This is a genomic window from Deinococcus sonorensis KR-87 (assembly GCF_040256395.1).
In the GTDB taxonomy this organism is placed as follows: Bacteria; Deinococcota; Deinococci; order Deinococcales; family Deinococcaceae; genus Deinococcus; species Deinococcus sonorensis.
On record NZ_CP158299.1, the window covers coordinates 1,925,521 to 1,947,240 of the forward strand.

Genomic DNA, 21,720 nt, shown 5'->3' on the forward strand with positions numbered 1-21,720 from the left:
CGCCCGGCGCTGGCGGCAGGCGGCTCACCCTTTCCACTATGCACCTTTTTCGTGGTCGGCTGCCGTGCTCAATTCACCTGACACGCTCATGATCATCCCTATACACTGAGCCACCGGAAACGGACCTTTGTACGAGACCCGCTCCGGGGACACAACTGCTGAAGGGGTGGAAGGGTGCATATCTACAAGCTGGCCGGACGCAATGTCGAAGTGACCGAAGCGCTGCGGGACTATGTGGAGAGCAAGCTGACGCGACTGGACCGGTTCAGTCCGCAGATCACGGACGCGCGCGTGACACTGACGGTGCGCGACGTGCGCGACGCGGACAGGCGCAACCGGGTAGAGGTGCAGCTGAACGTGCCGCACGGCATCATCCGGGCCGAGGAACACCACTCCGACATGTACGCGGCCATCGACCGCGCCTCGGACGTGCTGGAACGGCAGCTGCGCAAGTTCAAGACCCGCTACCTCAAGCAGCGTGAGCTGGACACCGAGGCCGTGCCCGACAGTGTGGTCGCAGTGGCCGACAGCAGTGGCGACGATGTGGCCGAGTTCCGCCCAGAAATCGTGCGGCAGAAGCGTTTTGCGATGCGTCCGATGACGCCAGAGGATGCTGCCGCCCAGATGGAGGCGCTGGGCCACGACTTCTACGTGTTTATGAGCAGCATCAGCGACAGCTGCGCGGTGGTGTACCGGCGCAAGGACGGCCACTACGGCCTGATCGAGCCGAAGGGCTGAGCCGGGGCGGCTGCCCTACACTGGGGCGGTGCCTGCCCGAGTGCCTGTCCCGCCCCCCGACTTCTCGTTCGAGCGCCAGCACTGGCAGCGCGGGTATCTGCAGGTGGCGGGCGTGGACGAGGCCGGACGGGGGGCCTGGGCCGGGCCGGTGACGGTGGCGGCGGTGATCCTGCCGGCCACCCTGACGGGTGCGCCCTTCCGCGACTCCAAGACGCTGGGGGCGGCGCAGCGTGAGCGGCTGGCGGCCGAGGTGCGGCGGGTGGCGGTGGCCTGGGCGGTGGAGAGCGCGGAGCCGGAGGAGATTGACCGGCTGAACATCCTGGGTGCCACCCATGCGGCGGCGCTGCGGGCCATTGCCCGACTGGACCCGGCCGCCCAGGCGCTCGTCACGGATTACCTGCGCCTCGCGACACCGCTGCCCCTGCTGGCCCCCGCCCGCGCCGACGCCCTGAGCCTGTCGGTGGCGGCCGCCAGCCTGTTGGCCAAAACCGAGCGCGACCGCTGGATGGTGGCGCTGGACGCGGCGCATCCCGGCTACGGTCTGGCGGCGCACAAGGGGTATGGGGCGCCGGCCCACCGCGCGGCGCTGGACCGGTTGGGCGTGAGCGCCGTGCACCGGCGCAGCTACGCGCCGGTGGCCCGCCTGCTGCAGCACGAATTGTTTGCTTCGGCGGAAGCGGAACCCACGCCGCCTGCTAGCCTGCGGCATGACGTCTGACCGGCTGACCAGCGCGCCCCTGACCCTCGGCAGTCCGCAGTCGCTGTACGAGCGCATTGGGGCCGAAGGGCTGCATGCCCTGCTGGAGCATTTCTACGCCCGGGTGGCGCGGGACCCGCTGCTGGCCCCTCTGTTTCCCGGGTCGCGTGATTCCTCGCTGTGGGCCACCACGCTGGAGAAGCAGGAGGCGTTCCTGACCGGGTTCCTGGGCGGCCCGCCGCTGTATCACCAGCGGTATGGCCATCCCCGGCTGCGCGCCCGGCACCTGCCGTTTCCCATCACTCCGGCCCACGCCGGAGCGTGGCTGGCCTGCATGCGGGCGGCCCTGAATGAGACCCCACAGATTGACGCGGCCAGCGCCGATGAGTTGCATCAGGCGCTGAGCCGCGTGGCGGTGCATATGGTGAATCAGCCGGGCTGAGCTGCCGGGCCGCCCCGTTCAGGCGCGGGCGTGCGTTTCCTGGGCGTCCAGCGCGGCAATCTCGTCGGGCGTGATCTGGTAGTGCTCGTTGCACCAGTGACACACCACCTCCTGGCCGCCCTCCCGGATCATGTCCTGCCGTTCGGCGGCCCCGAAGTACAGCAGGCTGCCGGACGCGCGCTCGCGCGAGCAGCGGCACTCGAAGCGGGCCGCCTGGGCCTCGGTCACCAGCTGCAGGTCCAGCCCCTGGGCCGCCCGCTGCATCACCTCCATCAGCGAGTACTGACGCAGATTCTCGGTGATGGGCCCCATCCGCTGGATGTTGGCCTCCAGGGCGGCGAGCGTTTCGTCGCTGGCTCCCGGCATCGCCTGCACGATCAGGCCGCCGCTGCGGGCCACCCGGCCGCCCTCCTCGTACACGCCCAGCAGCACGGCGCTGGGAATCTGCTCGCTGCTCGCCAGGTAGGCGGCCACGTCCTCAGCGATCTCGCCGCTGACCAGCGGCACGCTGCCGGTCCACGGCTCGGCGTTGTCGAGCAGCCGCGTCAGCGCCAGCTCACCGTCGTGGCCCACCAGTCCGCCCACGTCCAGCTTCCCGTCGCTGGCCCGCACCGGCAGGTCGGCGCCCGGCTCGCGCACGTAGCCGCGCACCTGCCCGTCCGCGCTGCCCTCCGCCACGATCCAGCCGATCGGGCCGTCACCCTGAATCCGGAGCGTCACGCGGCTGTCGGTCTTCTTGCCCAGTAGGATCGCGAGCAGCACTGAGGCGCTCAGCGAGCGGCCCAGCGCGGCGGTGGCGGTCTTGCTGAGGTGATGGCGGCGGCGCGCCTCCTCCACGATGGCGGTGCTGTCGATCGCCACGAGCCGCAGCGCCCCGGCCGCCGCTGTCCCGCGCAGAATGAAGGAACCCGTATCGGAAATCGTCATTAGGAAACCGTACATGACCGCACTCAAGTTCATGGGGGGCAGGCATCCAATTCCGGGGCCTGACGCGGGGTGAGGTCCGATTTAATCCGGATGAACCCCATGTGGGGGCTACACTCACGTGTACTAAGTACACTAAGTTAGCTGGAGGTGCCTGCGATGGACGGGGGCGCCGGAAACAACACAGAGACGCTGGGCGGCGTTCCAAAGGAGCCTGCCCGGCACTGGGAGCATGACCATGAAGAAACAGGCGATTGTTATCACGTCGCTGGCCCTGATTCTGGCGGCCTGCGGAAACAAATCCGGTACCGCGAATACGTTCGTGATTCAGGAGTCCGCTGACATCCCGACCCTGGACCCGGGCGTCAGCTACGACACCGCGTCCGGCCAGTTCATCGAGAACATCTACGAGACGCTGCTGACCTACGACGGCAGCAGTCTCTCGAAGCTCAAGGGCCTGCTGGCCACCAGCTGGAAGGCCGATGCCGACGGCAAGACCTACACCTTCGCGCTGCGCGACGGGGTCAAGTTCCACAGCGGCAACAGCTTCACCTGCGCAGACGCGGAGTACAGCTTCCGCCGCAACCTGGTGACCAACAGCGCCGAGAGCGGCAACTGGTTCCTGAGCGAGTCACTGCTCGGGACCGGCAGCAACGCCAAGGACGACAAGAGCATCACCTGGGCCAGGATCGCGGCGGCCGTCAAGTGCAGCAACCCCAGCACCCTGGTGTTCACGCTGCCCAAGCCGGACCCGGCGTTCCTGGCCAAGCTCGCCTTCACCGGCCAGAGCATCGTGGACATGAAGCACGCCCAGAAGATCGGGGAATGGGACGGCACCGAGGCGACCTGGCAGCAGTGGGTCGGCAAGGATCTGACCGACAGCGCGCTGAGCAAGGACCCCAGCGGCACCGGCGCGTACCGCATGATCAAGCGCGACGCCAACTCGCTGGCGGCGCAGGCGTTCGACGGGTACTGGGGCGGCAAGCCCAAAATCGAGAACGTGCTCTACCAGAAGGTCTCGGAGCTGGCCGCCCGGCAGCAGGCGCTGCTGAAGGGCGACGCCGACATCATCGAGGCCGGTACCCGCGCCAACGTGGAGCAGCAGCTGCAGGGCCAGAAGGGCATCACGGTGCTGGACGAACTGCCCAACACCAGCAGCTTCGCCATCTTCATGAACGAGAACATCGGCAACAAGGCGGCGCTGGGCAGCGGGAAGCTGGACGGCAAGGGCATTCCCGCCAACTTCTTCAGCGACGTGAACGTGCGCCGGGGCTTCAACTACGCCTTCGACACCGTGACCTACATCCGCGACGTGCAGCAGGGCAAGGGCAAGGCGCGCACCATGCTGCTCCCCGACACCTTCCCCGGCTACGACGCCGAGGTACCGACCTACAGCTTCGACTGGGCCAAGGCCAAGGACGCCTTCCAGCAGGCGTTCGGCGGCCAGCTCTGGAACCAGGGCTTCACCATCAACGCGTCGTACCGCACCGGCAGCGAGGCGTCTCAGACGGCCATGGAGATCCTGAAGAAGAACGTGGAGTCGATCAACCCCAAGTTCCACGTCAACCTGACGGCCAAGCAGTGGTCCACCATGATCCAGGACGCCAACGCGGGCCGCGAGGTGATGCTGCTCAACGGCTGGGCCCCGGACTACGCCGACCCGGACAACTTCCTGTACACCTTCTACAGCAGCAAGGGCTACTACCAGCCGTCCAGCAACTTCAAGGACACGCAGATCGACGCGTGGCTGGATCAGGCGCGCAGCATCACCAGCGCCAACCAGCGCGCCGCGCTGTACAGCCAGGTTGGTCAGCGGGCCTACGATCAGGCCTACTACATCAACGTGCCCGCGGCGGCCGGCATCATCGCCTTCCGCAGTGGCCTGGAGGGTCTGACGCTGGAGACCTACAACCCGATGCGCTCCTTCATCGGCGGCACGCTCTGGAAGGACCTGAGCAAGAGCTGACGTCGGCGGTCCTGACCGCCCGCACATCCCTGACCCGGCCCGAACTGGCCGGGTCAGTCTGCTGTGGGGTCCGGCTCGTCTCGGTACAGGACGGCGTAGTGCTGCCCCATCTGTTCCAGAAAGCGCATCTCGGCCCGCGTGACCTGATAGCTCAGCTGCGCCTCGAAGGTGAGCAGGATCGCCCCAAACATCAGGAAACCGGTGCCGAGCAGCGCGAACACCACCGGCCACGCCGCCAGGTCCAGGTGCAGCAGCAGGCTGCTGCCGGTCAGCACGCTGGCCAGCACCAGCACGCCCACCGAGGCGTAGAAGGCGGTCAGCGCTCGCTGAATCAGCCGGACCCGCCGGGTGATGCGCGGCAGCTGCGAGATGATCAGGCGCTTCTCCTCGCGCGCCAGCAATTCGTCCTGTCCGCGCTCGCTGACCAGTTCCTTGAAGCGCCGGGTCAGGCTGCGCACCCGGTCGGTGCTGCGGCCCAGCCGCTGGCTGGTGCTCATGATCAGCGTTCCGCAGGCGCTGATCAGCACGGCGGGCGTGATCATGGCCGAGAGGATGCCGGCGATCTGCTCCATGCGCCTCAGTGTAGGTGGATCGGAGAGAGGCTACAGCCGCAGCTGGGTGGCCTGCAGGTGGGCGTAGACGCCGCCCGCCCGCATCAGCTCGTCGTGGGTGCCCTGTTCGGCGATGCCGTCCGGGGTCAGCACCACGATGCGCTGGGCGTTGCGGACGGTGGACAGCCGGTGGGCGATCACCAGCGTGGTGCGGTGGCGGGCCAAGTGCTCCAGCGCGTGCTGCACCGCCTGTTCGCTCTCGTTGTCCAGGGCGCTGGTGGCCTCGTCCAGAATCAGGATCGGCGGGTCCTTGACCAGCACCCGCGCCAGGCTGAGCCGCTGCTTCTGCCCGCCGGACAGGGTGATGCCGCGCTGGCCCAGCTCGGTGTGGTACCCCTGCGGGAGCGCCTCGATGAAGTCGTGGGCGCCCGCCAGCCGCGCGGCCTCGATCACCTGGGACTCGGGCACGTCGAGGTTCCCGTACCGGATGTTGTCCATCACGGTTCCGGCGAACAGGTACACCTCCTGCTGGACCACGCCGATGTGGCGTCTGAGCGACTGAAGCTGCAGCTGCTGGACCGGCACCCCGTCCACCAGCACCTGCCCCTCCTCCGGGTCATAGAAGCGCGGAATCAGCGCGCAGACGGTGCTCTTGCCGGCGCCCGACGGCCCCACCAGCGCGACGAACTCGCCGGCCCGGATGTGGAGATCGAAGTGGGTCAGGACCGGCGCGCTGTCGGGGCGGTAGCGGAACGTCACGTTCCGGAACTCCACCTCGCCCCGCACCCGCACCAGTTCCGTAGCGTCCGGCCGGTCCTGAAGCGCCGGCGCGACCTGCATCAGCTCCACGAAGCGGTCAAACCCGGTCACGCCTTCCTGCAGCAGCCGCGCGATGTTGATGAAGCGCTGCACCGAGTCGATCAGGGCGCCCAGGTACAGCAAGTACGTGACCAGTTGGCCCGGTTCCAGCCGGGCGTGCACGATGGCCACTCCACCGAAGACCAGCAGCGCCACTGTCATCAGCTGGGTGAAGGCCGTCATGCCCTGTGAGAAGAGGGCCTCGCTCCAGTGACCGGCCCGGCGGCTGTCCACGAAGCGTCGGTTCTGGAGGTCGAAGCGCTGCTGCTCGGCGGCCTCGTTGGTAAAGGACTGCACCACCCGGATGCCGGAGAGCGTGTCCTCGACCTGCACATTGATGTCGGCGATGCGGGCGCGGCTCTCGGCCAGCGCCGTATTCATCCGGCGGCTGGCGTACATCGCGTAGGCCACCATGACCGGCAGAAAGCAGAAGACGATCAGCGTCAGGCCGGCGTTCACGGTCAGCAGAATCAGGAACGCGCCGAGAAACTTGAGCACCGCGACCGTCAGATCCTCGGGGCCGTGGTGGGCCAGCTCACCCACCGCGAACAGGTCGTTGGTGATGCGGCTCATCAGCTGGCCGGTGCGCTGGCGGTCGTAGAAGCTGAACGGCTGGCGCTGCAGGTGGGCAAACAGGTCGCGCCGCATGTCGTGCTCCATGCGGGTACCCATTAGGTGCCCCTGATAGTCCACCACGTTGTTGCAGACGGCCTGCACGACCAGTAGCAGCAGCATGAAGGCGCCGAGCCAGCCCAGCAGCCGCAGCGCTTCTGCGGGCGGGCGGTTCAGCACCGTCTGGGTCAGGTAGCCGGCGCACAGCGGAAAGATCAGGGTGGCGGCAGAAACGAGGACGGCGCACAGCAGGTCCAGGGCCAGTACGGCGCGGTACGGCCGGTAGTAGGACGTGAACAGGCGCAGCCGGTCATCAGGGAAACGAGGCGTGTGGTGGGATTGGCGGGCTGGGGTCTGGGAAGTGCCTTGCAAATGGACTCCAGCGCCGGGGAAGGGCTAGCGGTGAATCACCCGGCGCTCCTGAACGTGAGGGGGAGAGCGGTCCTGCAGCGGTCGGCGAAGGTGGGTGACTTTTTCATACCCGCACTGTAGGGCTGCCCTGCCCGGCCCCACATCCGCGAAATGGCAGAGCCGGCAGGCTTGCCCGGAACTGGAGGGGCCTTGCCACGCCGGGAGCGCTAGACTGAAAGTCATGCACGAATCTGGCCGTATCATCCGCCTGCTGCTGGTCGACGACCATCCGGTGGTGCGCAAGGGCACCCGCGAACTGCTGGACGGCGAGGCCGACCTCTCGGTGGTGGGCGAGGCCGACAGCGGGGAAGAGGCGATCCGGCAGGCGCTGGCGCTGACCCCCGACGTGATCCTGATGGACGTCTCGATGCCGGGCATGAACGGCATCGAAGCCACCCGGCAGATCAAGCGCCAGCGCCCGCAGCAGAACGTGCTGGTGCTGACCAGCTACGACGACGACGCCTACGTGTTCGCGCTGCTGGAGGCGGGCGCAGCCGGGTACCTGCTCAAGAACGCCAGCGAGGACGAGTTGCTGGGCGCGGTGCGGGCGGTGGCGGCGGGCGAGAGCGCGCTGCATCCCAGCGTGGCCAAGAAGGTGCTGGAGCGCTTCAGCCAGTCGAGCGTGCCGAGCCCGCCGCTGGAAACGCTCAGCCCGCGTGAGCTGGAGGTGCTGCGGATCGCGGCCACCGGGCGTACCAACAAGGAGATCGCCCGTGACCTGGACATCTCGCCGCGCACCGTGCAGGTGCATCTGGCCAACATCTTTTCCAAGCTGGATGTGGGCAGCCGCACCGAGGCGGTGCTGATCGGCATCAAACGCGGCTGGGTGAACCCCAACCAGCTGGACTGACCGATGACGGTCGCCGAGCTTCCCTCCTGGCAGCCGCCCCTGACGGTGCTGGCCCAGGCCACCACGGTCGCCGAATTCGCGGCGCTGCTGGTGGAGCTGGTGATGGACGGCGCGCAGGCGCACGGCGCACGCGCCTCACTGTGGAGCGCCGAGTCCGGCGGCTGCGCGTCGCTGGCCGAGCAGGGGCGCGGCCTGAGCCTGTGCGGGGACGAGCTGGGCCAGCAGGTGCGCCACAGCGCCCAGATGGCCTGGGACGGCATGCACGCCGCGCTGCCGCTGGGCGACCTGCTGCTGGAGACGGTGGGGGCACGGCCGGAACAGCTGGACGCCCTGTGGGCGCTGGCGCCGCTGCTGACCCTGGCCTTCGAGGGGGTGCAGGCGCGTGAGGCCCGGCGCGGCCGGGGCCGCGAGTCCGAGACGGTTACCCAGCTGGTGCGGCGAATGGGCGGCAGCCTGGAACTGCCGCGGGTGCTGACCGCCACCGCCGAGACGGCCGCCCAGGCGCTCGGCTGGCAGCGCGCGTTCGTGGGGTTGCTGAGCGAGTCAGCCACGCCCGGCGAGGCGGCCCGGACCGGCGACGTGTACACCTACGGCTTCGGCCCGGATTTCAGCGGCGGCGTGGGGGTTGGTCCCAGCAGTTTCGAGCGGCTGTTCCGGCAGGGCGAGGTGATCGTCTACGACCGCGAGCGCGACCAGAGCGGCCGGATGGGCGCGGGGCTGGCCGAACTGGACCCGGAGACGGCCGTGATCGCGCCGCTGGCCGTGCGGGGCCGGCCGCTGGGCGTGCTGTACGCCGATACCCGCAGCCGCGGGATGACCGTCACGCCCGACGACCTGTGGGTGGTGCTGGCGCTGGCCGAGCAGGCGAGTCTCGCCATCGACAACGCCCGCCTGTACGGCGAGGAGACCCGCAAGCGGCAGGCGGCCGAGGCGCTGCGCGAGGTGGGCAGTGCCCTGTCGCACAGCCTGCAGCTGGGCGACACGCTGCAGGCTGTGCTGGAACGCGCCCAGAGCCTGTTCGGGGCCGACGCCTGCGCCGTGTACGAGCTGCAGCCGGACGGCCGCACCCTGGCGATCCGCAGCGCAGTGGGCCTGAGCAGCGAGTACGTGCTGCGCTCGCGGGCCAAGCTGGGCGCGGGCATCACCGGCCGGGCGGTGGCCCGCAGCGAACGGGTGGCGGTGCGCGACTTTCCAGCCGAACAGGCGCAGGGGCGGCTGGGCGGCGGCAGCCGCTACACCCGGCAGCTGCTGTCCCAGGGCCGCTATCCGTACCGGGGCGTGGTGGGGCTGCCGCTCAGCGCGCGCGGCCACGCGTTCGGGGGGCTGTGCCTGTACTTCCTGGCGCCGCTGCCGATGACGCCCGAGGAACTGGCGCTGTCGGAGGTGTTCGCGGCACAGGCGAGCCTCGCCATTGAGAACGCCCGGCTGTACGAGGAGGAGGTGCGGCGCGAGCGCGAGTCGGCAGCGCTGCTCGGCGTGGCCCGGCTGCAGAGCGGGGAGGAGGCCGAGGACGCCCACCTGGACGAGGTGGTGGCGCTGGCGGTGCAGGCAATGAACGCCGAGCGCGGCCTGCTGGCGCTGTTCAGTCCGGCCCCGGACTCCACGCTGGACCGGGTGGCCGGCTACCGGCTGGAGACGCGCCCGGACGAGCTGAGCGGCCTGCTGAGCCAGCTGGGCCGCGGACCGCGGCGCCTCAGCCGGCGGCACACGCTGGCGGGCGCGTCCTCGTCGCTGATCGTGCCGCTGCGCAGCGGGCACGACACCCTGGGGTTCCTGTACGCCGATCACAGCGGCGAGGAGCTGCCCAGCGACCGGGTGCTGCAGCTGTCGAGGGCCTTCGCCGACCAGATCGCGCTGGCCCTGACCCGGCAACGGCTGCGGCTGGCCCTGGAGCGGGAAGAAGCGCGCTACCGGCAGCTGGCGGAGAGCGCCCACGACCTGATCGTCGCCTGTGACGCGCAGGGGGTGGTGACGTACGCCAACCCGGCCAGTCAGCGCCTGCTCGGGGAGCTGGAGGGACGCTCGATGTGGGCGCTGGTGTCACATCCGTGGCGCGCCGCGTTGCAGGACGCCTGGCTCCGCTGCCTGGCTGCGCCGCTGGACGGCGGGCGCTGTGACATCCAGATGCAGGGCCGGGAGGCGGAGGTGCAGCTGGAGCTGCGCCTGTCGGCGGTGTCGGGGGGCGGCGGCATGCTGCTGGTGGCGCGCGACATCAGCGAGCTGCGGCGGCTGGCCAGCGAGATCGAGCAGCGCGGTGAGGCGCTCCAGCTGGCCGACGCCCGGCAGCTGGAGCTGCGCAGCTACCTGTCGCTGTTCACCCAGGCGCAGGAGGAGGAGCGGCGCCGCATCAGCCGTGAGCTGCACGACGACACCGCCCAGGTGCTGGTGGCCATCGCCCGGCGGGTGGACCGGCTCTCGCGCGAGCTGGACGCCGGCCTGCGCGAGCGCGCCCAGGACATTCGCGGCGACCTGGACGCGGCCATCCAGGGAGTGCGCCGCTTCGCCCGCAACCTGCGGCCCAGCGTGCTGGATGACCTGGGCCTGCTGCCGGCGCTGGAGTGGCTGGCGTCCCAGGCAGCCACGCCCACCCGTGTGGAGGTGCAGGGCAACGAGCGGCGGCTGCCGCCCTCCACCGAGCTGACGCTGTTCCGGGTGGTGCAGGAGGCGCTGGGCAACATCGACAAGCATGCCCAGGCCAGCAGCGCGGCCATCCGGGTGGTGTACGCCGCCGCTGAGGTTACGGTCACCGTCAGCGACGACGGGGTGGGCTTCAGTGCTGAGCAGGCGCGGGAACGGGCCGCCCAGGGCCACCTGGGGCTGGCCGGCCTGCGCGAGCGCACCCTGCTGGCCGGCGGCGACCTGGAGATCGTGAGTGAGCCGGGTCGCGGCAGCGAGCTGCGCTTCAGCCTGCCCGGGTAACGGCGCTCAGGCAGAACCGGCGTCCAGCGGCACCGGCTTCGGCCGCTGGTCGGCGGGCCGGGCGCGGCTCCAGGCCAGGGTGTCGGCCGCCGTCTCGGCCAGGGGGCGTTCGCGCAGACCGGCAGCCTGCGAGCGGGCGGTGTCCACCCGCATCAGGGCGGTGTCGTCCTGCGCCTGGGGCACGTACAGCGGCAGCTCGGCCCAGCCGAGCCCGCGCCGTTCCAGTTCCTCGGCCGGCGTCCAGCGCAGGTCGGGGGTGGCGCCCACCCCCTCGGCCACCTCCGCCAGGAACGCGCGCCAGGGCCGCGAGGCCGCCACTCCGTTGTAGGCGCCCCCGCGGTCCTGCTCCAGCAGCGTCACCACGAAGGCGCCCAGATCGCGGGCATCCACGTACTGCACCGGGTCCTGGCCGTCGCCGGGGGCCAGCACCGGGCCGCCCGCCGCCAGCGCTTCCGGCCAGTAGGTGAAGCGCTCGGTGGGATCGTCCGGCCCCGCCACCACATGCGGCCGGACATGGGTGGCGCGCTCCCCGTAGATGGCGTCCACCGCGCGCTCACACAGCACCTTCAGCCCGCCGTAGTGCGCCTGGATGTCCTCGCTGGTGGGGTCGTCCAGCTCAATCACGGGCGAGTCCTCCGTGGTGACGGCCCGCTCGCCCGGCGCGTAGACGCTCACGGTGCTGATGAACAGGTAGCGCCCGACCCGGTCCCGCAGGGCCTCGGCGCTCGCCCGCACGGCGCGTGGCAGGTAACCGCTGACGTCGATGCAGGCGTCCCACCGCTCGTCGCCGGGGATCGTCAGGCCCTCGTTGCGGTCGCCGTGCAGCCGCCGCACCGCCGCTGGCAGGTCGTCCGGCGTCCGGCCGCGCGTGAAGGTGGTGACGCTGTGGCCGCGTTCCAGCGCCTGCAGCACGATATGTTTGCCGACAAAGCGGCTTCCGCCCAGCACCAGGAGATTCATGGCTGCATCAGAACATATCCGGCGGGGTTCCCGCCAGCATCCGGCAGAGGAACGCAGCCGGCCCACAGCGTCTGCAGGTCGAGGCTGAGCGGCACCTCCGCGCGCACCTGCGCCCCGGACCACGGAAAGTGCAGCCGCCAGGCATGCAGCGCCTGACGCGGCAGAATCAGCCGCCGCTGCTGCTCGGGCGTCAGCCGGTCCTCCACGAACGCCACGAACGCCTCCGGGTCGCGGCCATAGATCTTGTCGCCCACCATCGGCAGCCCCAGGTGCGAGAGGTGCGCGCGCACCTGATGCAGCCGTCCGCTGCGTGGCCGGGCCTCGATTAGGCTCAGCAGGCCGTGCTGCGGGTGCTGGCCCCGGCCCAACACCCGGAAGTCGGTCACGGCCGGGCGGCCGTCCGGCGTCACGCCCTGGCGGATCTGCACCTCGTTGCTGCCCGACACGCCAAGGCTGCCCAGCGGCGCCTCCAGCGTCCGCCCGGTCCAGTCCGGATGGCCGTGCACCAGCGCCAGATAGGTCTTCTGGATCAGGTGCTCCTTGAACAGCGTGAAGAAGCGGCTGGCCGATTCCGGGTCGCGGCTGAGCAGCTGCGCCCCGCTGGTCTCGCGGTCCAGGCGGTGCGGCGGGGCCAGCTGCGGCTCGCCCAGTTCCGCCTGCAGGTACTCCAGCAGGTTCGGCACGTCAAACCGCGCCCGCACCCGGTGGGTCAGCCACAGCGGCGGCTTGGCCACCACGTAGAAATCCGGGTGGCTCAGCAGCACGCGCGGCCGCTCCGGGATGTCCGGGGAGATCACAGCGCCCCGCCGGTCAGGACGCGGCGGGGCAGCTTCAGGCAGTACGGGGTGGGGGAGAGCAGCATCGGGGTCCAGCTTAGGTCAGCGGTCCATGAGGCCGGTGCACCGTGAGCCGCCTCAGGGGGTGCTGGGGGTGCTCGGCGTCGGCGTGGCGGGAATGCTCGGCGTGCTGGGGGCGCTGGCGGGCGTGGCCGCCGGCTCCAGGTCGTTCAGCATTGCGTCGAAGTCGGTGGCCTCTTCCTTGAAGGCGGCCAGCCAGTTCAGGAAGTTGGCCTTGGTGAAGCCGCCGGTGAAGTAATACAGGTCGTCCAGGTTGACGCTGTTGTCATCGTCGGTGTCGAGGTACGCCTGGGTGAAGTTCTCGGTGTTCCAGTCCGCGATGTCCTGCGCGGTGGGGGCGGTCCTGAGGTCTTCTGAAGGGTAGTAGGTGTAGGTCTCGGCGGCGCTGCAGCCGCTCGCCGTGCTGCAGTTGTGCAGGTTCAGGTACAGGGTGATGGGGCTGGTCTTGGTGGTGACCGAGATCTCCGGGTTCTTGCCGCTCTTGTCGAGCTTGGCGGTGTACCCGGCGCCCTGCACGATCTTCAGGATCAGCTCCGGCGTGGCCTTGGTGATGACCGGGCTGGGGGCGGGCGCGGTGGCGGCGAGGCTGGCGCTGACGGTCAGCAGGGCCAGGGTGGTCAGGGAAGCAGCAAAGGGTCGCATCGCTGCATTCTAGCCACCTGGCAAAGCCGCCGGTCACACATGTGTGGCCTGCCGCCTCAGGTACTGTTCGCCGCGCGGAGTCAGGCGCAGCAGGTTCAGCGGCGGCAGGTCTGCTTCGGCGTTGCGGCACAGGCTCTTGAGGCTGCAGCCGGTGCAGCTGCAGCCGTCCTGCTGCGGCGCGGCGTCCTGAATGTACCCTCCGGCATACAGCGTCTGCAGCATGCCTTCCAGCGCGGCGCTGCTGCTGCCCAGCTCGGCGCTCAGCTCGGCCAGGGTGCGCGGCTCGCGGTGCAGTGCATTCAGCAGGGTGGCCAGCCGCGTCACAGCAGCAGCCTCGCCACCTGATACACCACCAGCGCCGCCACCCAGGCGATGCCCAGCTGATACGCCACGGTGGTCCAGGCCACCCGGCGGCCGTGTTCGGCCTGCAACGCGCCCACGGTGGCGATGCAGGGGGTGTACAGCAGCACGAACACCAGATACGACAGGCCGGCGGCCGGACTGAACGCCACGGTCAGCGCCCGGGCGAGCGGCGACTGGATGTCAGCGCTGGTGGCCCCGGCGCTGAGGCTCGGCAGTGCCAGCGTGGTGGGCAGCGCCGCCACCGCCGCCTTCACGGCCGTCCAGCTGGACTCGGCCACCTGCTGCACGCCGGCCAGCAGGCCCAGCGGCGCGGGGGCGGCCGCCTGCTCGCCCAGGTAGATCTGCCCCAGGGTGCTGACCACCACTTCCTTGGCCACGAAGGCGGGCAGCAGCGCCCCGGTGGCCTGCCAGCTGCCGAAGCCCAGCGGCGCGAACGCCGGGCTGAGCCAGCCGCTGACCGTCCCGAACAGGCTGTCGGCCGGCTTCACGGTGGCGAAGTGCTGCCCGCTCACCGCCGGCACCGCCAGCAGGAACCACACGGCGGCCACGGCGGCCATCACGGTGGTGCGGGCCCGGCGGGCGAACGACGCGGTGCGCCGCCAGGCGTGCTTCCACAGCACCCGTGGGGCGGGCAGCCGGTACGGGGGCAGCTCCAGCAGCACCCCGCCCGCCTCGGCCGGCAGCGAGGTGCGGCGCAGCACCCAGGCGAAGGCGAAGGCCACCAGCATGCCCAGCACGTACATGCTCCACACCAGCGCGCTGCCCTGGCGCGGGAACAGCGCCGCCGCGAAGATGATGTACACCGGGAGCCGTGCCGAGCAGCTCATGAACGGCAGGATCATGCTCACCAGCACCCGGTCGCTGCGCCGTTCCAGCGTGCGGGTCGCGTAGATGGCCGGCACGTTGCACCCGAAGCCCAGGATCAGCGGAATGAAGGCGCGGCCGTCCAGGCCGAGCGAGCGCATCATCCGGTCGGCCAGAAAAGCGGCGCGGGCCATGTAGCCGCTGTCCTCCAGGAAGCTCATGGCCAGGTACAGCACCAGCAGGGTGGGCAGGAAGCTCAGCACCGTGCCCACGCCGGGGATGATGGCCCCCATCACCAGTTCGCGCACAAAGTACGGTGCCCAGCTGAGCAGTGACGCCGCCCAGCCGCTCGCCACGTCCTGCAGCGGCCCACCGATCAGGTCCACGAAGGGACTGGCCACCGAGAAGGTCAGCCGGAACACCAGCAGCACCGTCAGCAGAAACACCGGAATGCCCAGCCAGGGATGCAGCGCCACCGCGTCCAGCCGGTCGGTGAGGGTGCGGCGGGCGGCGCTGTGCGGAATGGCCGCGTGGGCCACCTCCGCCGCGCGGGCGTAGCGGGCCTCGGCCACCTCGATCAGGGCATCGGCGCCGGCCTCATCCAGCTGCCGCAGCTCACGGTCGGCGGCCTCCAGCAGCGCCGTGTGGCCGGTGGCGGCCAGCCGCCCCCGGATGCTGGGATCGCCTTCCAGCAGGCTCAGCGCCAGATAGCGGTGCGCGTGGGGCGGCAGGGTCGGCAGGTCCTCCATCAGCTGCATCAGCCGGGTGGCGCCCGCCTCGATCTGCGGCGGGTAGGTCACGCCACGGCCCACCTCGGCACGTTCCAGCGCGGCGCCCAGCAGCCGGTCCAGCCCTTTGCCCCGGCTGGCCACCGTCTCGACCACCGGAATGCCCAGCGCCTGCTCCAGCTGCCGCGCGTCCACCGTCAGGCCCTTCTCCCGCGCTTCGTCCACCAGGTTGAGCGCGGCCACCACCGGCAGCCGGAAATCCATCAGCTGCAGCGTCAGGTACAGGTTGCGCTCCAGGTTGCCGGCGTCCAGCACGTTGACCACCACGTCCGGCGCCTCGTCGAGCAGCGCGGTGCGGGTGATCAGCTCCTCCGGAGTGTGCGGGCTGAGCGAGTACGCGCCCGGCAGGTCCAGCAGCTGCACCTCGCGGCCCTGGTGCTGCAGCCGGGCTTCCCGCTTCTCCACCGTCACGCCGGACCAGTTGCCGACCTTGAGGTTGGTGCCGGCCAGCCCGTTGACCAGTGTGGTCTTGCCCACGTTGGGGTTCCCCACGATCACGGCGCGCGGGGTGCGGGCCGCGCGCAGCCGGGCCACCGTATCCAGGCACGCGTCCAGCCCGTGCTGGAACGTCTGCGGCGGGGGCGCCACGGCGGTCATGGCCGCACCTGCACGGCCCGCAGGTCGGCGGCCCGCAGCGCCAGATCGGTGCTGCCGAGCCGCAGTTCCACCGGATCACCCATCGGGGCGCGGCGCAGCACCGTCACGCGCGCGCCGCGCACGAAACCCAGCTCCAGCATCCGGCGGCGCAGCGGGTGGGCAGGGTCCAGCCGGACCACATGGGCCACCTGACCGGGCGAGAGCGTATCCAGGGTGGTGTCAACCATATACTCAATCAACATACTCTGGATTCAGGTTTCCACAAGTGAGCTGTCTGGCAATGCAAGACGGGCCAGCGAGCATGTCGCTGGCCCGTTACGCTGACGTGCTCAGTTCAGGCGCAGGCTGCCGGTCAGCGCGTTGATCGGCGTGGCGTTCTTGGTGTAATCGGCCACGGTGCTGCTGACCGTCACCACCAGCATGCGGTTCTGGGCGCTGGTGATCAGCATCTCGCGGCGCACGTCCCCGTTCTTGCCGCTGGCCACGAACACGAACTGCGCCCAGCTGTTGCCGTTGTAGGTGAGCAGCTGCTCCTTGAGGCTCTTGATGCCCGGCACCTGGGCGCGGATCACGGCCGGAAACTGCGTCACCAGCGGCTGCACGTCGCCGGGCGACAACGGGGTGTCGCGCCACTCGAAGGCCACGCTGACCTTGCGGTCGTTGCTCAGGAACACGGCGTCGGGGCGGTGGCCACTGGGAAAGGCTTTCTGGATGCCGGCCTCGTTCAGCACCAGCAGTTGGGCGTTGGGCTCGACGGTCAGCGGCAGATTGCCCAGCTTGGCCGGGGCCGCCAGCACGGAGGACATCGCGGGCACAGCCAACGCGGTCAACAGAAGGGCAGAGTGACGCTTCATTTGGTGCAGGCTAGGGTGTTTCAGGGAACAGTCCGTGTGGGAACCATGAGAAACCCCCCGTTGCCCGTCAGCTCCAGTTCAGCTGGCGCGGCCGATTCAGGCGCCCCCCGACCCCAGGATCAGCCCGGCCGCCCGCTGCCCGATCATCATGCTGGTGGCGTTGGTGTTGGCATGGATGATCTGCGGCATGACGCTGGCGTCGGCCACCCACAGCCCCTGGAGGCCATGCACCTGCAGCCGCCGGTCCACCACGTCCTGCTCCGAGTCGCCCATGCGGCAGCTGCCGGTGGGGTGATACAGCGTCTCCAGCTCCTGTCGCACGTAGCCATCCAGTGCCGCCGGTCCCGGCAGATGTTCGCCGGCATTGGCCTGCCCCAGCGGCCCGCTCGCCGCGATCTCGCGGGCCAACCGAATACCGTTTTTCAGCGCCTCCAGGTCGGCCGGGTCCGAGAGGTAGCGGGGATCAATGCGCGGCGCGGCGGCCGGGTCGCTGCTCGCCAGGGTGATCTGGCCCACCGACCTGGGGGCCACCAGCACCGGTCCCAGCGAGAAAAACTGCCCCGGCTCTCTCACGAAACCATGCTGGCGGAAGTACAGCGGCCCGAAGTGGAACTGCAGGTCCGGGTGCGCCAGCGCCGGGTCGCTGCGTACGAAGGCCCCGGCCTCGGCTAGGTTGCTGGTCAGCGCCCCGCTGCGGTTCAGCAGGTATGGCAGCGCGGCGCGGTCGGTCAGCTGGGCGTCCAGGCTCGGCAGACGGCTGCGGAAGATCACCGGCACCGCCGGGTGGTCCTGCAGGTGCTGGCCCACCCCCGGCAGGTGCTGCCGCATTGGAAGACCATGTCGCTCTAGCTCCGCCCGTGGCCCCACGCCCGAGAGCATCAGCAGCTGCGGTGTCTGGACCGTGCCGGCCGCCAGCACCACGCCGCCCGACTGAACCTCGCGCAGCCGGCCGTCGTGCCGGAACTGTACCCCGCAAGCCCGCCGCCCGTCCCACAGCAGGCGGTGGACCTGGGCTCCGGTCAGCACCGTCAGGCGCGGATGCTGCAGCACCGGGCGCAGGAAGGCCCGAAACGCTGACCAGCGCTCGCCGCGCAGGTGGTTGGACTCGAAGTGGCCGGCGCCGTCCAGCACCCCGTCGTTGAAGCTGCGGGCCGCTGGCATGCCCAGCGCGTGCACCGCCGACTGCACGAACGCCTCCGAAAGCGCGTGCGACTGCGGCCGGTGCCCCGCGGGAAGCTCGCCGGTCCCGCCGCGCGTCTCGCTCTCGCCCGCGTGGTGGCGTTCGATGGCGCGGAAGGCCGGCAGCACGTCGTCCCAGCGCCAGCCCTCTCCCCAGCCGTCATAGTCCTGGCGGGCACCCCGGATATAGATGGTCGCGTTGATGGCGCTGGACCCGCCCAGCACCCGGCCACGCGGCCAGTACAGCCGCCGGCCGTTCAGCTGGGCTTGCGGCTCGGTCTGAAAGGCCCAGTCGAAGCGGGTGCGGAACAGCCGCGAAAAGGCGGCCGGCGCGGTAACAAACAGGTGGCGGTCGTGGCCGCCCGCCTCCAGCAGCAGCACCCGCGCGCCGGCGTCGAGCAGCCGCCGGGTCAGCACGCACCCGGCGGCTCCAGCCCCCACCACCACATAATCCGGTTTCATGTGCCTGCAGTGTAGAGCCGCCGGCCCCGGCCGTCAGTCCTGGAACGAGCGGTTGCCGGTGCTGCTGCGGATCACCAGCCGGGGTTCAAAACGCCGGGCGCGGGCCGGACCGGTCTCGCCGGCCAGCCGCGACAGCAGCAGCTGGGCCGCCTCATAGCCCATCGCCTCGATCGGCTGGTTCAGGGTGGTCAGGCCGCGCCGCGCCGCCCACGGCTGGTCGTCGAAGCCGATGATCTTCAGCTCGTCGCCCACCGTCAGGCCGCGCGCCTGGGCCTCGTCCAGCAGCGCGCCGGCCAGCAGGTCGGCCGAGGCGAAGATGGTGGCGGGAAACTGCAGGTCGTCGAGCATCTGCATGGCCACGGTGCGGGCGTTCAGCGAGTCGAAGCTGCTGGTGTACTCGCCGGCCACCGTCAGCCTGCGGTCGTGAATGGCCTGCAGGAAGCCGGAGCGCCGCTCGGTGAACACCCGGGTGGTGAACAGCTGATCCAGCTCGGTTTCCACCCACACGGCGTACAGGTTGCCGCCCAGCGCCGCGGCGTACTCGCCCGCGATGTGCCCGCCCATCACGTTGTCCATGTAAGCGCAGTCCACGTCGTCACCGTGCGCGTCCACCAGCACCATCGGCTGATCCACCTGCTGCCGCTGCTGGAACAGCTGCGTCAGGTTGTAGGTGGTCATCACCAGCCCGTCGGCCTGATACGCCAGGGTGTGGCTGCCCAGGTAGCGCTCCAGCCGCGAGCGGTCCAGCAGCGGGAAGATCGCCACGTCGTAGCGGGCCTCCTGAAACGCCTGCTCCAGCCCGTCCAGCAGGCGCACATAGAACTCGGTGGTGATGACCGGCAGCAGCACGCTGATGGTGTAGGAGCGCCCTCCGGCAATGCGCCGCGCGTGCGGATTGGGGATGTAGTTCAGCTCGGAAATGGCGCTGAGCACGGCTTCTCGGGTGGCGGTCCGCACCGCAACGTGGTTGTTGAGCACGCGCGACACCGTGCCGACACCCACTCCGGCCCGCCTGGCTACATCCTGAATGGTCGGTTTGTACATTTTGCTCCAGTTTAATATATCCTCGCCTGCCGTTCCGGGCGACGTGACGGCCGCCGTAAACCGCAGGGACTCATTCTGTTATTGCACAAACACAGTTGATGAATTACGAAATTTATGATACGCTATACTGTCTGAACGGGGCAGCACCACTGCCCGATTACACGACGTTTTCAGCGTTTTCACTGCGCCCGGTTGCCCTGTGGCAGCAGCGGGCGTCACCGAGGAGAGGCATGACCCAATCTGACTATACCGCCGACAGCATCAGCATCCTGAAGGGCCTCGAGGCAGTTCGCAAGCGCCCCGGCATGTATGTGCAGGGCGGAACGGGCATTGACGGCTACCACCAGCTGCTGACCGAGATCATTGACAATGCCATTGACGAGGGCCTGGGCGGCTTCGCCAGCGAAGTGACCGTGACGATGCACGCCGACGGCAGCGCCACCGTGACCGACAACGGGCGTGGCATTCCGGTGGACATGATGAAGAGCGAGGGCCGCAGCGCCATCGAGGTGATCTTCACCGAGCTGCACGCGGGCGGCAAGTTCGGCGGCGGCGCCTACAAGGTGTCGGGCGGGCTGCACGGCGTGGGCAGCAGCGTGGTGAACGCGCTCAGCACCTACCTGGACGTGACGGTCAACAAGGACGGCAAGCTGCACCACATCCGCTTCGAGAAGGGCGCCGTGACGGTGCCGCTCGAGGTGGTGGGCAAGACCCCCAGCAGCGTCACCTGGGCCACCAAGGTCAGCTTCCATCCGGACCCGGCCGTGTTCAGCGAGTTTGTCAACCAGTTCGACTACGACCGCATCCGCCGTCGTCTGCGCGAGCTGAGCTACCTGACCGGCCTGAAGATCGTGGTCGCGGACGAGCGCGCCGACCTGCACGGCGGGCAGACCAAGCTGGAGGTCTTCCACGAGCAGGGCGGCATCGCCAACTTCGCGCGCGCCCTGGTCACCGACGACACCAAGCTGCTCTACGACCAGCCGATCACCATGCGCGGCACCCACAGCGAGGTGGAGGTGGAGGTGGCGTTCATTCACGCCAACACCTACAGCTCCGACAACATCCTGACTTACGCCAACATGATCCGCACCCGGGACGGCGGCACCCCGCTGACCGGCTTCAAGACGGCGTACACCCGCATCCTGAACAAGTACGCCCGCGACAAGAACCTGATCAAGAACGGCAACCCGGTGCCGGGCGGTGACGACCTGCTGGAAGGCATCTACTGCGTGGTGAGCGTCAAGCTGCCCGAGCCGCAGTTCGAGTCGCAGGCGAAGGTCAAGCTGCTGAACAGCGAGGCCCAGACCGCCGTGAACGCCGTGGTGGGCGAGAAGTTCGCGGAGTTCCTGGAAGAGAACCCCAAGGTCGGCAAGATCATCGTGGAGAAGGCGGCCGAGGCCGCGCGCGCCCGCGAGGCGGCCCGCAAGGCCCGCGACATCGTGCGCCGCAGCAACCCGCTGGAGAACGACGACCTGCCGGGCAAGCTGGCCGACTGCTCCTCGCAGGACCCGGCCGAGAGCGAGCTGTTCATTGTGGAGGGGAACTCGGCAGGCGGCAGCGCCAAGGGCGGCCGGGAGCGGCGCTTCCAGGCGATCCTGCCGCTGCGCGGCAAGATCCTGAACGTCGAGAAGGCCGAGCTGAACAAGATCCTCAAGAACGCCGAGATCCGCTCGCTCATCGGGGCCATCGGGGCGGGCGTCGAGGGCACCGGCGACAACATGCACTTCGACCTCAGCAACCTGCGCTACCACAAGATCGTGATCATGACCGACGCCGACATGGACGGCGGCCACATCGCCACGCTGCTGCTGACCTTCTTCTACCGCTACATGCGCCCGGTGGTCGAGCAGGGCCACCTGTACATCGCGCAGCCGCCGCTCTACCGCATCATGGTGGGCCGGGAGAAGCGCGGCACCTACCTCTACACCGAGGAGGAGCTGAAGCGTCACGTGGCCCAGGCGAACCGCGACGGCAAGAAGTACGAGATCCAGCGCTTCAAGGGGCTGGGCGAGATGAACGCCGAGCAGCTGTGGGAAACCACCATGGACCCGGAGAAGCGCGTGCTGAAGCAGGTCAACATCGAGGACCTGGTGGACGCCAACAGCGTCTTCGACGCCCTGATGGGCACCGACGTGGCGCCACGCAAGCTGTTTATCCAAGAGAACGCCCGTTTCGCTGAAATCAGCGTGTAAGCACAGGCGT

General features: G+C 69.5%; 19 protein-coding genes. 7 read left to right on the forward strand and 12 right to left on the reverse strand.

Translation table 11 applies throughout. The annotated features are described in order from the left end of the window. Positions 1 to 174: 174 nt before the first annotated feature. From hpf to ABOD76_RS14775, 3 genes are read left to right on the forward strand one after another with little or no spacing between them, the layout of a single operon-like run. A complete protein-coding gene (gene hpf, locus ABOD76_RS14765) occupies positions 175 to 738 on the forward strand; it encodes a ribosome hibernation-promoting factor, HPF/YfiA family (protein ID WP_350242728.1) in 564 nt (187 codons plus the stop codon). A 28-nt stretch (positions 739 to 766) separates the two neighbouring features. Beyond that, positions 767 to 1,456: a ribonuclease HII gene (locus tag ABOD76_RS14770; RefSeq protein WP_350242729.1), complete on the forward strand. Its 690-nt coding sequence runs from the start codon at positions 767 to 769 to the stop codon at positions 1,454 to 1,456. Then, the gene (locus tag ABOD76_RS14775) at positions 1,446 to 1,877 is read left to right on the forward strand and encodes a globin (protein ID WP_350242730.1); all 432 of its coding nucleotides are present in this window, start codon (positions 1,446 to 1,448) and stop codon (positions 1,875 to 1,877) included. Before ABOD76_RS14770 ends, ABOD76_RS14775 begins: the two co-directional genes overlap by 11 nt. Positions 1,878 to 1,895: 18 nt before the next feature. Here ABOD76_RS14775 and hslO read toward each other — a convergent pair whose 3' ends face one another. Next, the gene (hslO, locus tag ABOD76_RS14780; RefSeq protein ID WP_350242731.1) at positions 1,896 to 2,804 is read right to left on the reverse strand and encodes an Hsp33 family molecular chaperone HslO; all 909 of its coding nucleotides are present in this window, start codon (positions 2,802 to 2,804) and stop codon (positions 1,896 to 1,898) included. 235 nt (positions 2,805 to 3,039) lie between these two features. On the opposite strand from hslO, the gene ABOD76_RS14785 reads away from it, so the two are divergent. Beyond that, complete coding sequence (locus ABOD76_RS14785) at positions 3,040 to 4,767, forward strand: ABC transporter substrate-binding protein (RefSeq protein ID WP_350242732.1); 1,728 nt, start codon at positions 3,040 to 3,042, stop codon at positions 4,765 to 4,767. Positions 4,768 to 4,820: 53 nt separating this feature from the next. On the opposite strand, the gene ABOD76_RS14790 is transcribed toward ABOD76_RS14785, so the two are convergent. Next, positions 4,821 to 5,339, reverse strand: a complete 519-nt coding sequence (locus ABOD76_RS14790; protein WP_350242733.1) for a DUF2721 domain-containing protein — start codon at positions 5,337 to 5,339, stop codon at positions 4,821 to 4,823. 30 nt (positions 5,340 to 5,369) lie between these two features. Further along, positions 5,370 to 7,160 carry an ABC transporter ATP-binding protein gene (locus ABOD76_RS14795; protein ID WP_350242734.1) on the reverse strand — a complete coding sequence of 597 codons (1,791 nt, stop codon included), beginning with the start codon at positions 7,158 to 7,160 and terminating at the stop codon, positions 5,370 to 5,372. A 220-nt stretch (positions 7,161 to 7,380) separates the two neighbouring features. Between ABOD76_RS14795 and ABOD76_RS14800 the strand changes: the two genes are divergently transcribed. Both ABOD76_RS14800 and ABOD76_RS14805 read left to right on the forward strand, forming a co-directional pair. Next, a complete protein-coding gene (locus ABOD76_RS14800; RefSeq protein WP_350242735.1) occupies positions 7,381 to 8,049 on the forward strand; it encodes a response regulator transcription factor in 669 nt (222 codons plus the stop codon). A gap of 3 nt (positions 8,050 to 8,052) precedes the next feature. Next, complete coding sequence (locus ABOD76_RS14805) at positions 8,053 to 10,968, forward strand: GAF domain-containing protein (RefSeq protein ID WP_350242736.1); 2,916 nt, start codon at positions 8,053 to 8,055, stop codon at positions 10,966 to 10,968. 6 nt (positions 10,969 to 10,974) lie between these two features. Here the strand turns inward: ABOD76_RS14805 and ABOD76_RS14810 are convergent, their stop codons facing one another. The 9 genes from ABOD76_RS14810 to ABOD76_RS14850 all read right to left on the reverse strand — a co-directional run bounded on the left by ABOD76_RS14810 (position 10,975) and on the right by ABOD76_RS14850 (position 19,518). After that, positions 10,975 to 11,928, reverse strand: a complete 954-nt coding sequence (locus tag ABOD76_RS14810; RefSeq protein WP_350242737.1) for an NAD-dependent epimerase/dehydratase family protein — start codon at positions 11,926 to 11,928, stop codon at positions 10,975 to 10,977. After that, entirely contained in the window at positions 11,925 to 12,725 is an 801-nt protein-coding gene (locus tag ABOD76_RS14815) for an RluA family pseudouridine synthase (RefSeq protein ID WP_350242738.1), read from the reverse strand. Before ABOD76_RS14815 ends, ABOD76_RS14810 begins: the two co-directional genes overlap by 4 nt. 117 nt (positions 12,726 to 12,842) lie before the next feature. Continuing rightward, positions 12,843 to 13,427: a YbjN domain-containing protein gene (locus ABOD76_RS14820; RefSeq protein ID WP_350242739.1), complete on the reverse strand. Its 585-nt coding sequence runs from the start codon at positions 13,425 to 13,427 to the stop codon at positions 12,843 to 12,845. Between the two features lie 33 nt (positions 13,428 to 13,460). Beyond that, the gene (locus ABOD76_RS14825) at positions 13,461 to 13,751 is read right to left on the reverse strand and encodes a helix-turn-helix domain-containing protein (RefSeq protein WP_350242740.1); all 291 of its coding nucleotides are present in this window, start codon (positions 13,749 to 13,751) and stop codon (positions 13,461 to 13,463) included. Beyond that, positions 13,748 to 15,979, reverse strand: a complete 2,232-nt coding sequence (feoB, locus tag ABOD76_RS14830; protein WP_350242741.1) for a ferrous iron transport protein B — start codon at positions 15,977 to 15,979, stop codon at positions 13,748 to 13,750. The genes ABOD76_RS14825 and feoB overlap by 4 nt, the downstream gene beginning before the upstream one ends. Further along, complete coding sequence (locus tag ABOD76_RS14835) at positions 15,976 to 16,206, reverse strand: FeoA family protein (RefSeq protein ID WP_350242742.1); 231 nt, start codon at positions 16,204 to 16,206, stop codon at positions 15,976 to 15,978. The genes feoB and ABOD76_RS14835 overlap by 4 nt, the downstream gene beginning before the upstream one ends. Before the next feature lie 102 nt (positions 16,207 to 16,308). Continuing rightward, positions 16,309 to 16,785, reverse strand: a complete 477-nt coding sequence (locus tag ABOD76_RS14840; protein WP_350242743.1) for a hypothetical protein — start codon at positions 16,783 to 16,785, stop codon at positions 16,309 to 16,311. Positions 16,786 to 16,929: 144 nt separating this feature from the next. Further along, entirely contained in the window at positions 16,930 to 18,474 is a 1,545-nt protein-coding gene (locus ABOD76_RS14845) for a GMC family oxidoreductase (RefSeq protein ID WP_350242744.1), read from the reverse strand. Between the two features lie 33 nt (positions 18,475 to 18,507). Continuing rightward, positions 18,508 to 19,518 (reverse strand): LacI family DNA-binding transcriptional regulator, encoded by a 1,011-nt coding sequence (locus tag ABOD76_RS14850; RefSeq protein WP_350242745.1) that lies wholly within the window; start codon positions 19,516 to 19,518, stop codon positions 18,508 to 18,510. Positions 19,519 to 19,748: 230 nt separating this feature from the next. Between ABOD76_RS14850 and ABOD76_RS14855 the strand changes: the two genes are divergently transcribed. Next, positions 19,749 to 21,710 (forward strand): DNA topoisomerase subunit B, encoded by a 1,962-nt coding sequence (locus ABOD76_RS14855; RefSeq protein ID WP_350242746.1) that lies wholly within the window; start codon positions 19,749 to 19,751, stop codon positions 21,708 to 21,710. Positions 21,711 to 21,720 lie beyond the last annotated feature (10 nt).

What these genes read in the sequence shown, in the direction of transcription:
- ABOD76_RS14775 (WP_350242730.1), top strand. Translation starts at nt 1,446, where the DNA reads ATGACGTCTGACCGGCTGACCAGCGCGCCCCTGACCCTCGGCAGTCCG.
- hslO (WP_350242731.1), bottom strand. Translation starts at nt 2,804, where the DNA reads ATGACGATTTCCGATACGGGTTCCTTCATTCTGCGCGGGACAGCGGCG.
- ABOD76_RS14785 (WP_350242732.1), top strand. Translation starts at nt 3,040, where the DNA reads ATGAAGAAACAGGCGATTGTTATCACGTCGCTGGCCCTGATTCTGGCG.
- ABOD76_RS14790 (WP_350242733.1), bottom strand. Translation starts at nt 5,339, where the DNA reads ATGGAGCAGATCGCCGGCATCCTCTCGGCCATGATCACGCCCGCCGTG.
- ABOD76_RS14800 (WP_350242735.1), top strand. Translation starts at nt 7,381, where the DNA reads ATGCACGAATCTGGCCGTATCATCCGCCTGCTGCTGGTCGACGACCAT.
- ABOD76_RS14805 (WP_350242736.1), top strand. Translation starts at nt 8,053, where the DNA reads ATGACGGTCGCCGAGCTTCCCTCCTGGCAGCCGCCCCTGACGGTGCTG.
- ABOD76_RS14810 (WP_350242737.1), bottom strand. Translation starts at nt 11,928, where the DNA reads ATGAATCTCCTGGTGCTGGGCGGAAGCCGCTTTGTCGGCAAACATATC.
- ABOD76_RS14820 (WP_350242739.1), bottom strand. Translation starts at nt 13,427, where the DNA reads ATGCGACCCTTTGCTGCTTCCCTGACCACCCTGGCCCTGCTGACCGTC.
- feoB (WP_350242741.1), bottom strand. Translation starts at nt 15,979, where the DNA reads ATGACCGCCGTGGCGCCCCCGCCGCAGACGTTCCAGCACGGGCTGGAC.
- ABOD76_RS14835 (WP_350242742.1), bottom strand. Translation starts at nt 16,206, where the DNA reads ATGGTTGACACCACCCTGGATACGCTCTCGCCCGGTCAGGTGGCCCAT.
- ABOD76_RS14840 (WP_350242743.1), bottom strand. Translation starts at nt 16,785, where the DNA reads ATGTCCTCCGTGCTGGCGGCCCCGGCCAAGCTGGGCAATCTGCCGCTG.
- ABOD76_RS14845 (WP_350242744.1), bottom strand. Translation starts at nt 18,474, where the DNA reads ATGAAACCGGATTATGTGGTGGTGGGGGCTGGAGCCGCCGGGTGCGTG.
- ABOD76_RS14850 (WP_350242745.1), bottom strand. Translation starts at nt 19,518, where the DNA reads ATGTACAAACCGACCATTCAGGATGTAGCCAGGCGGGCCGGAGTGGGT.
- ABOD76_RS14855 (WP_350242746.1), top strand. Translation starts at nt 19,749, where the DNA reads ATGACCCAATCTGACTATACCGCCGACAGCATCAGCATCCTGAAGGGC.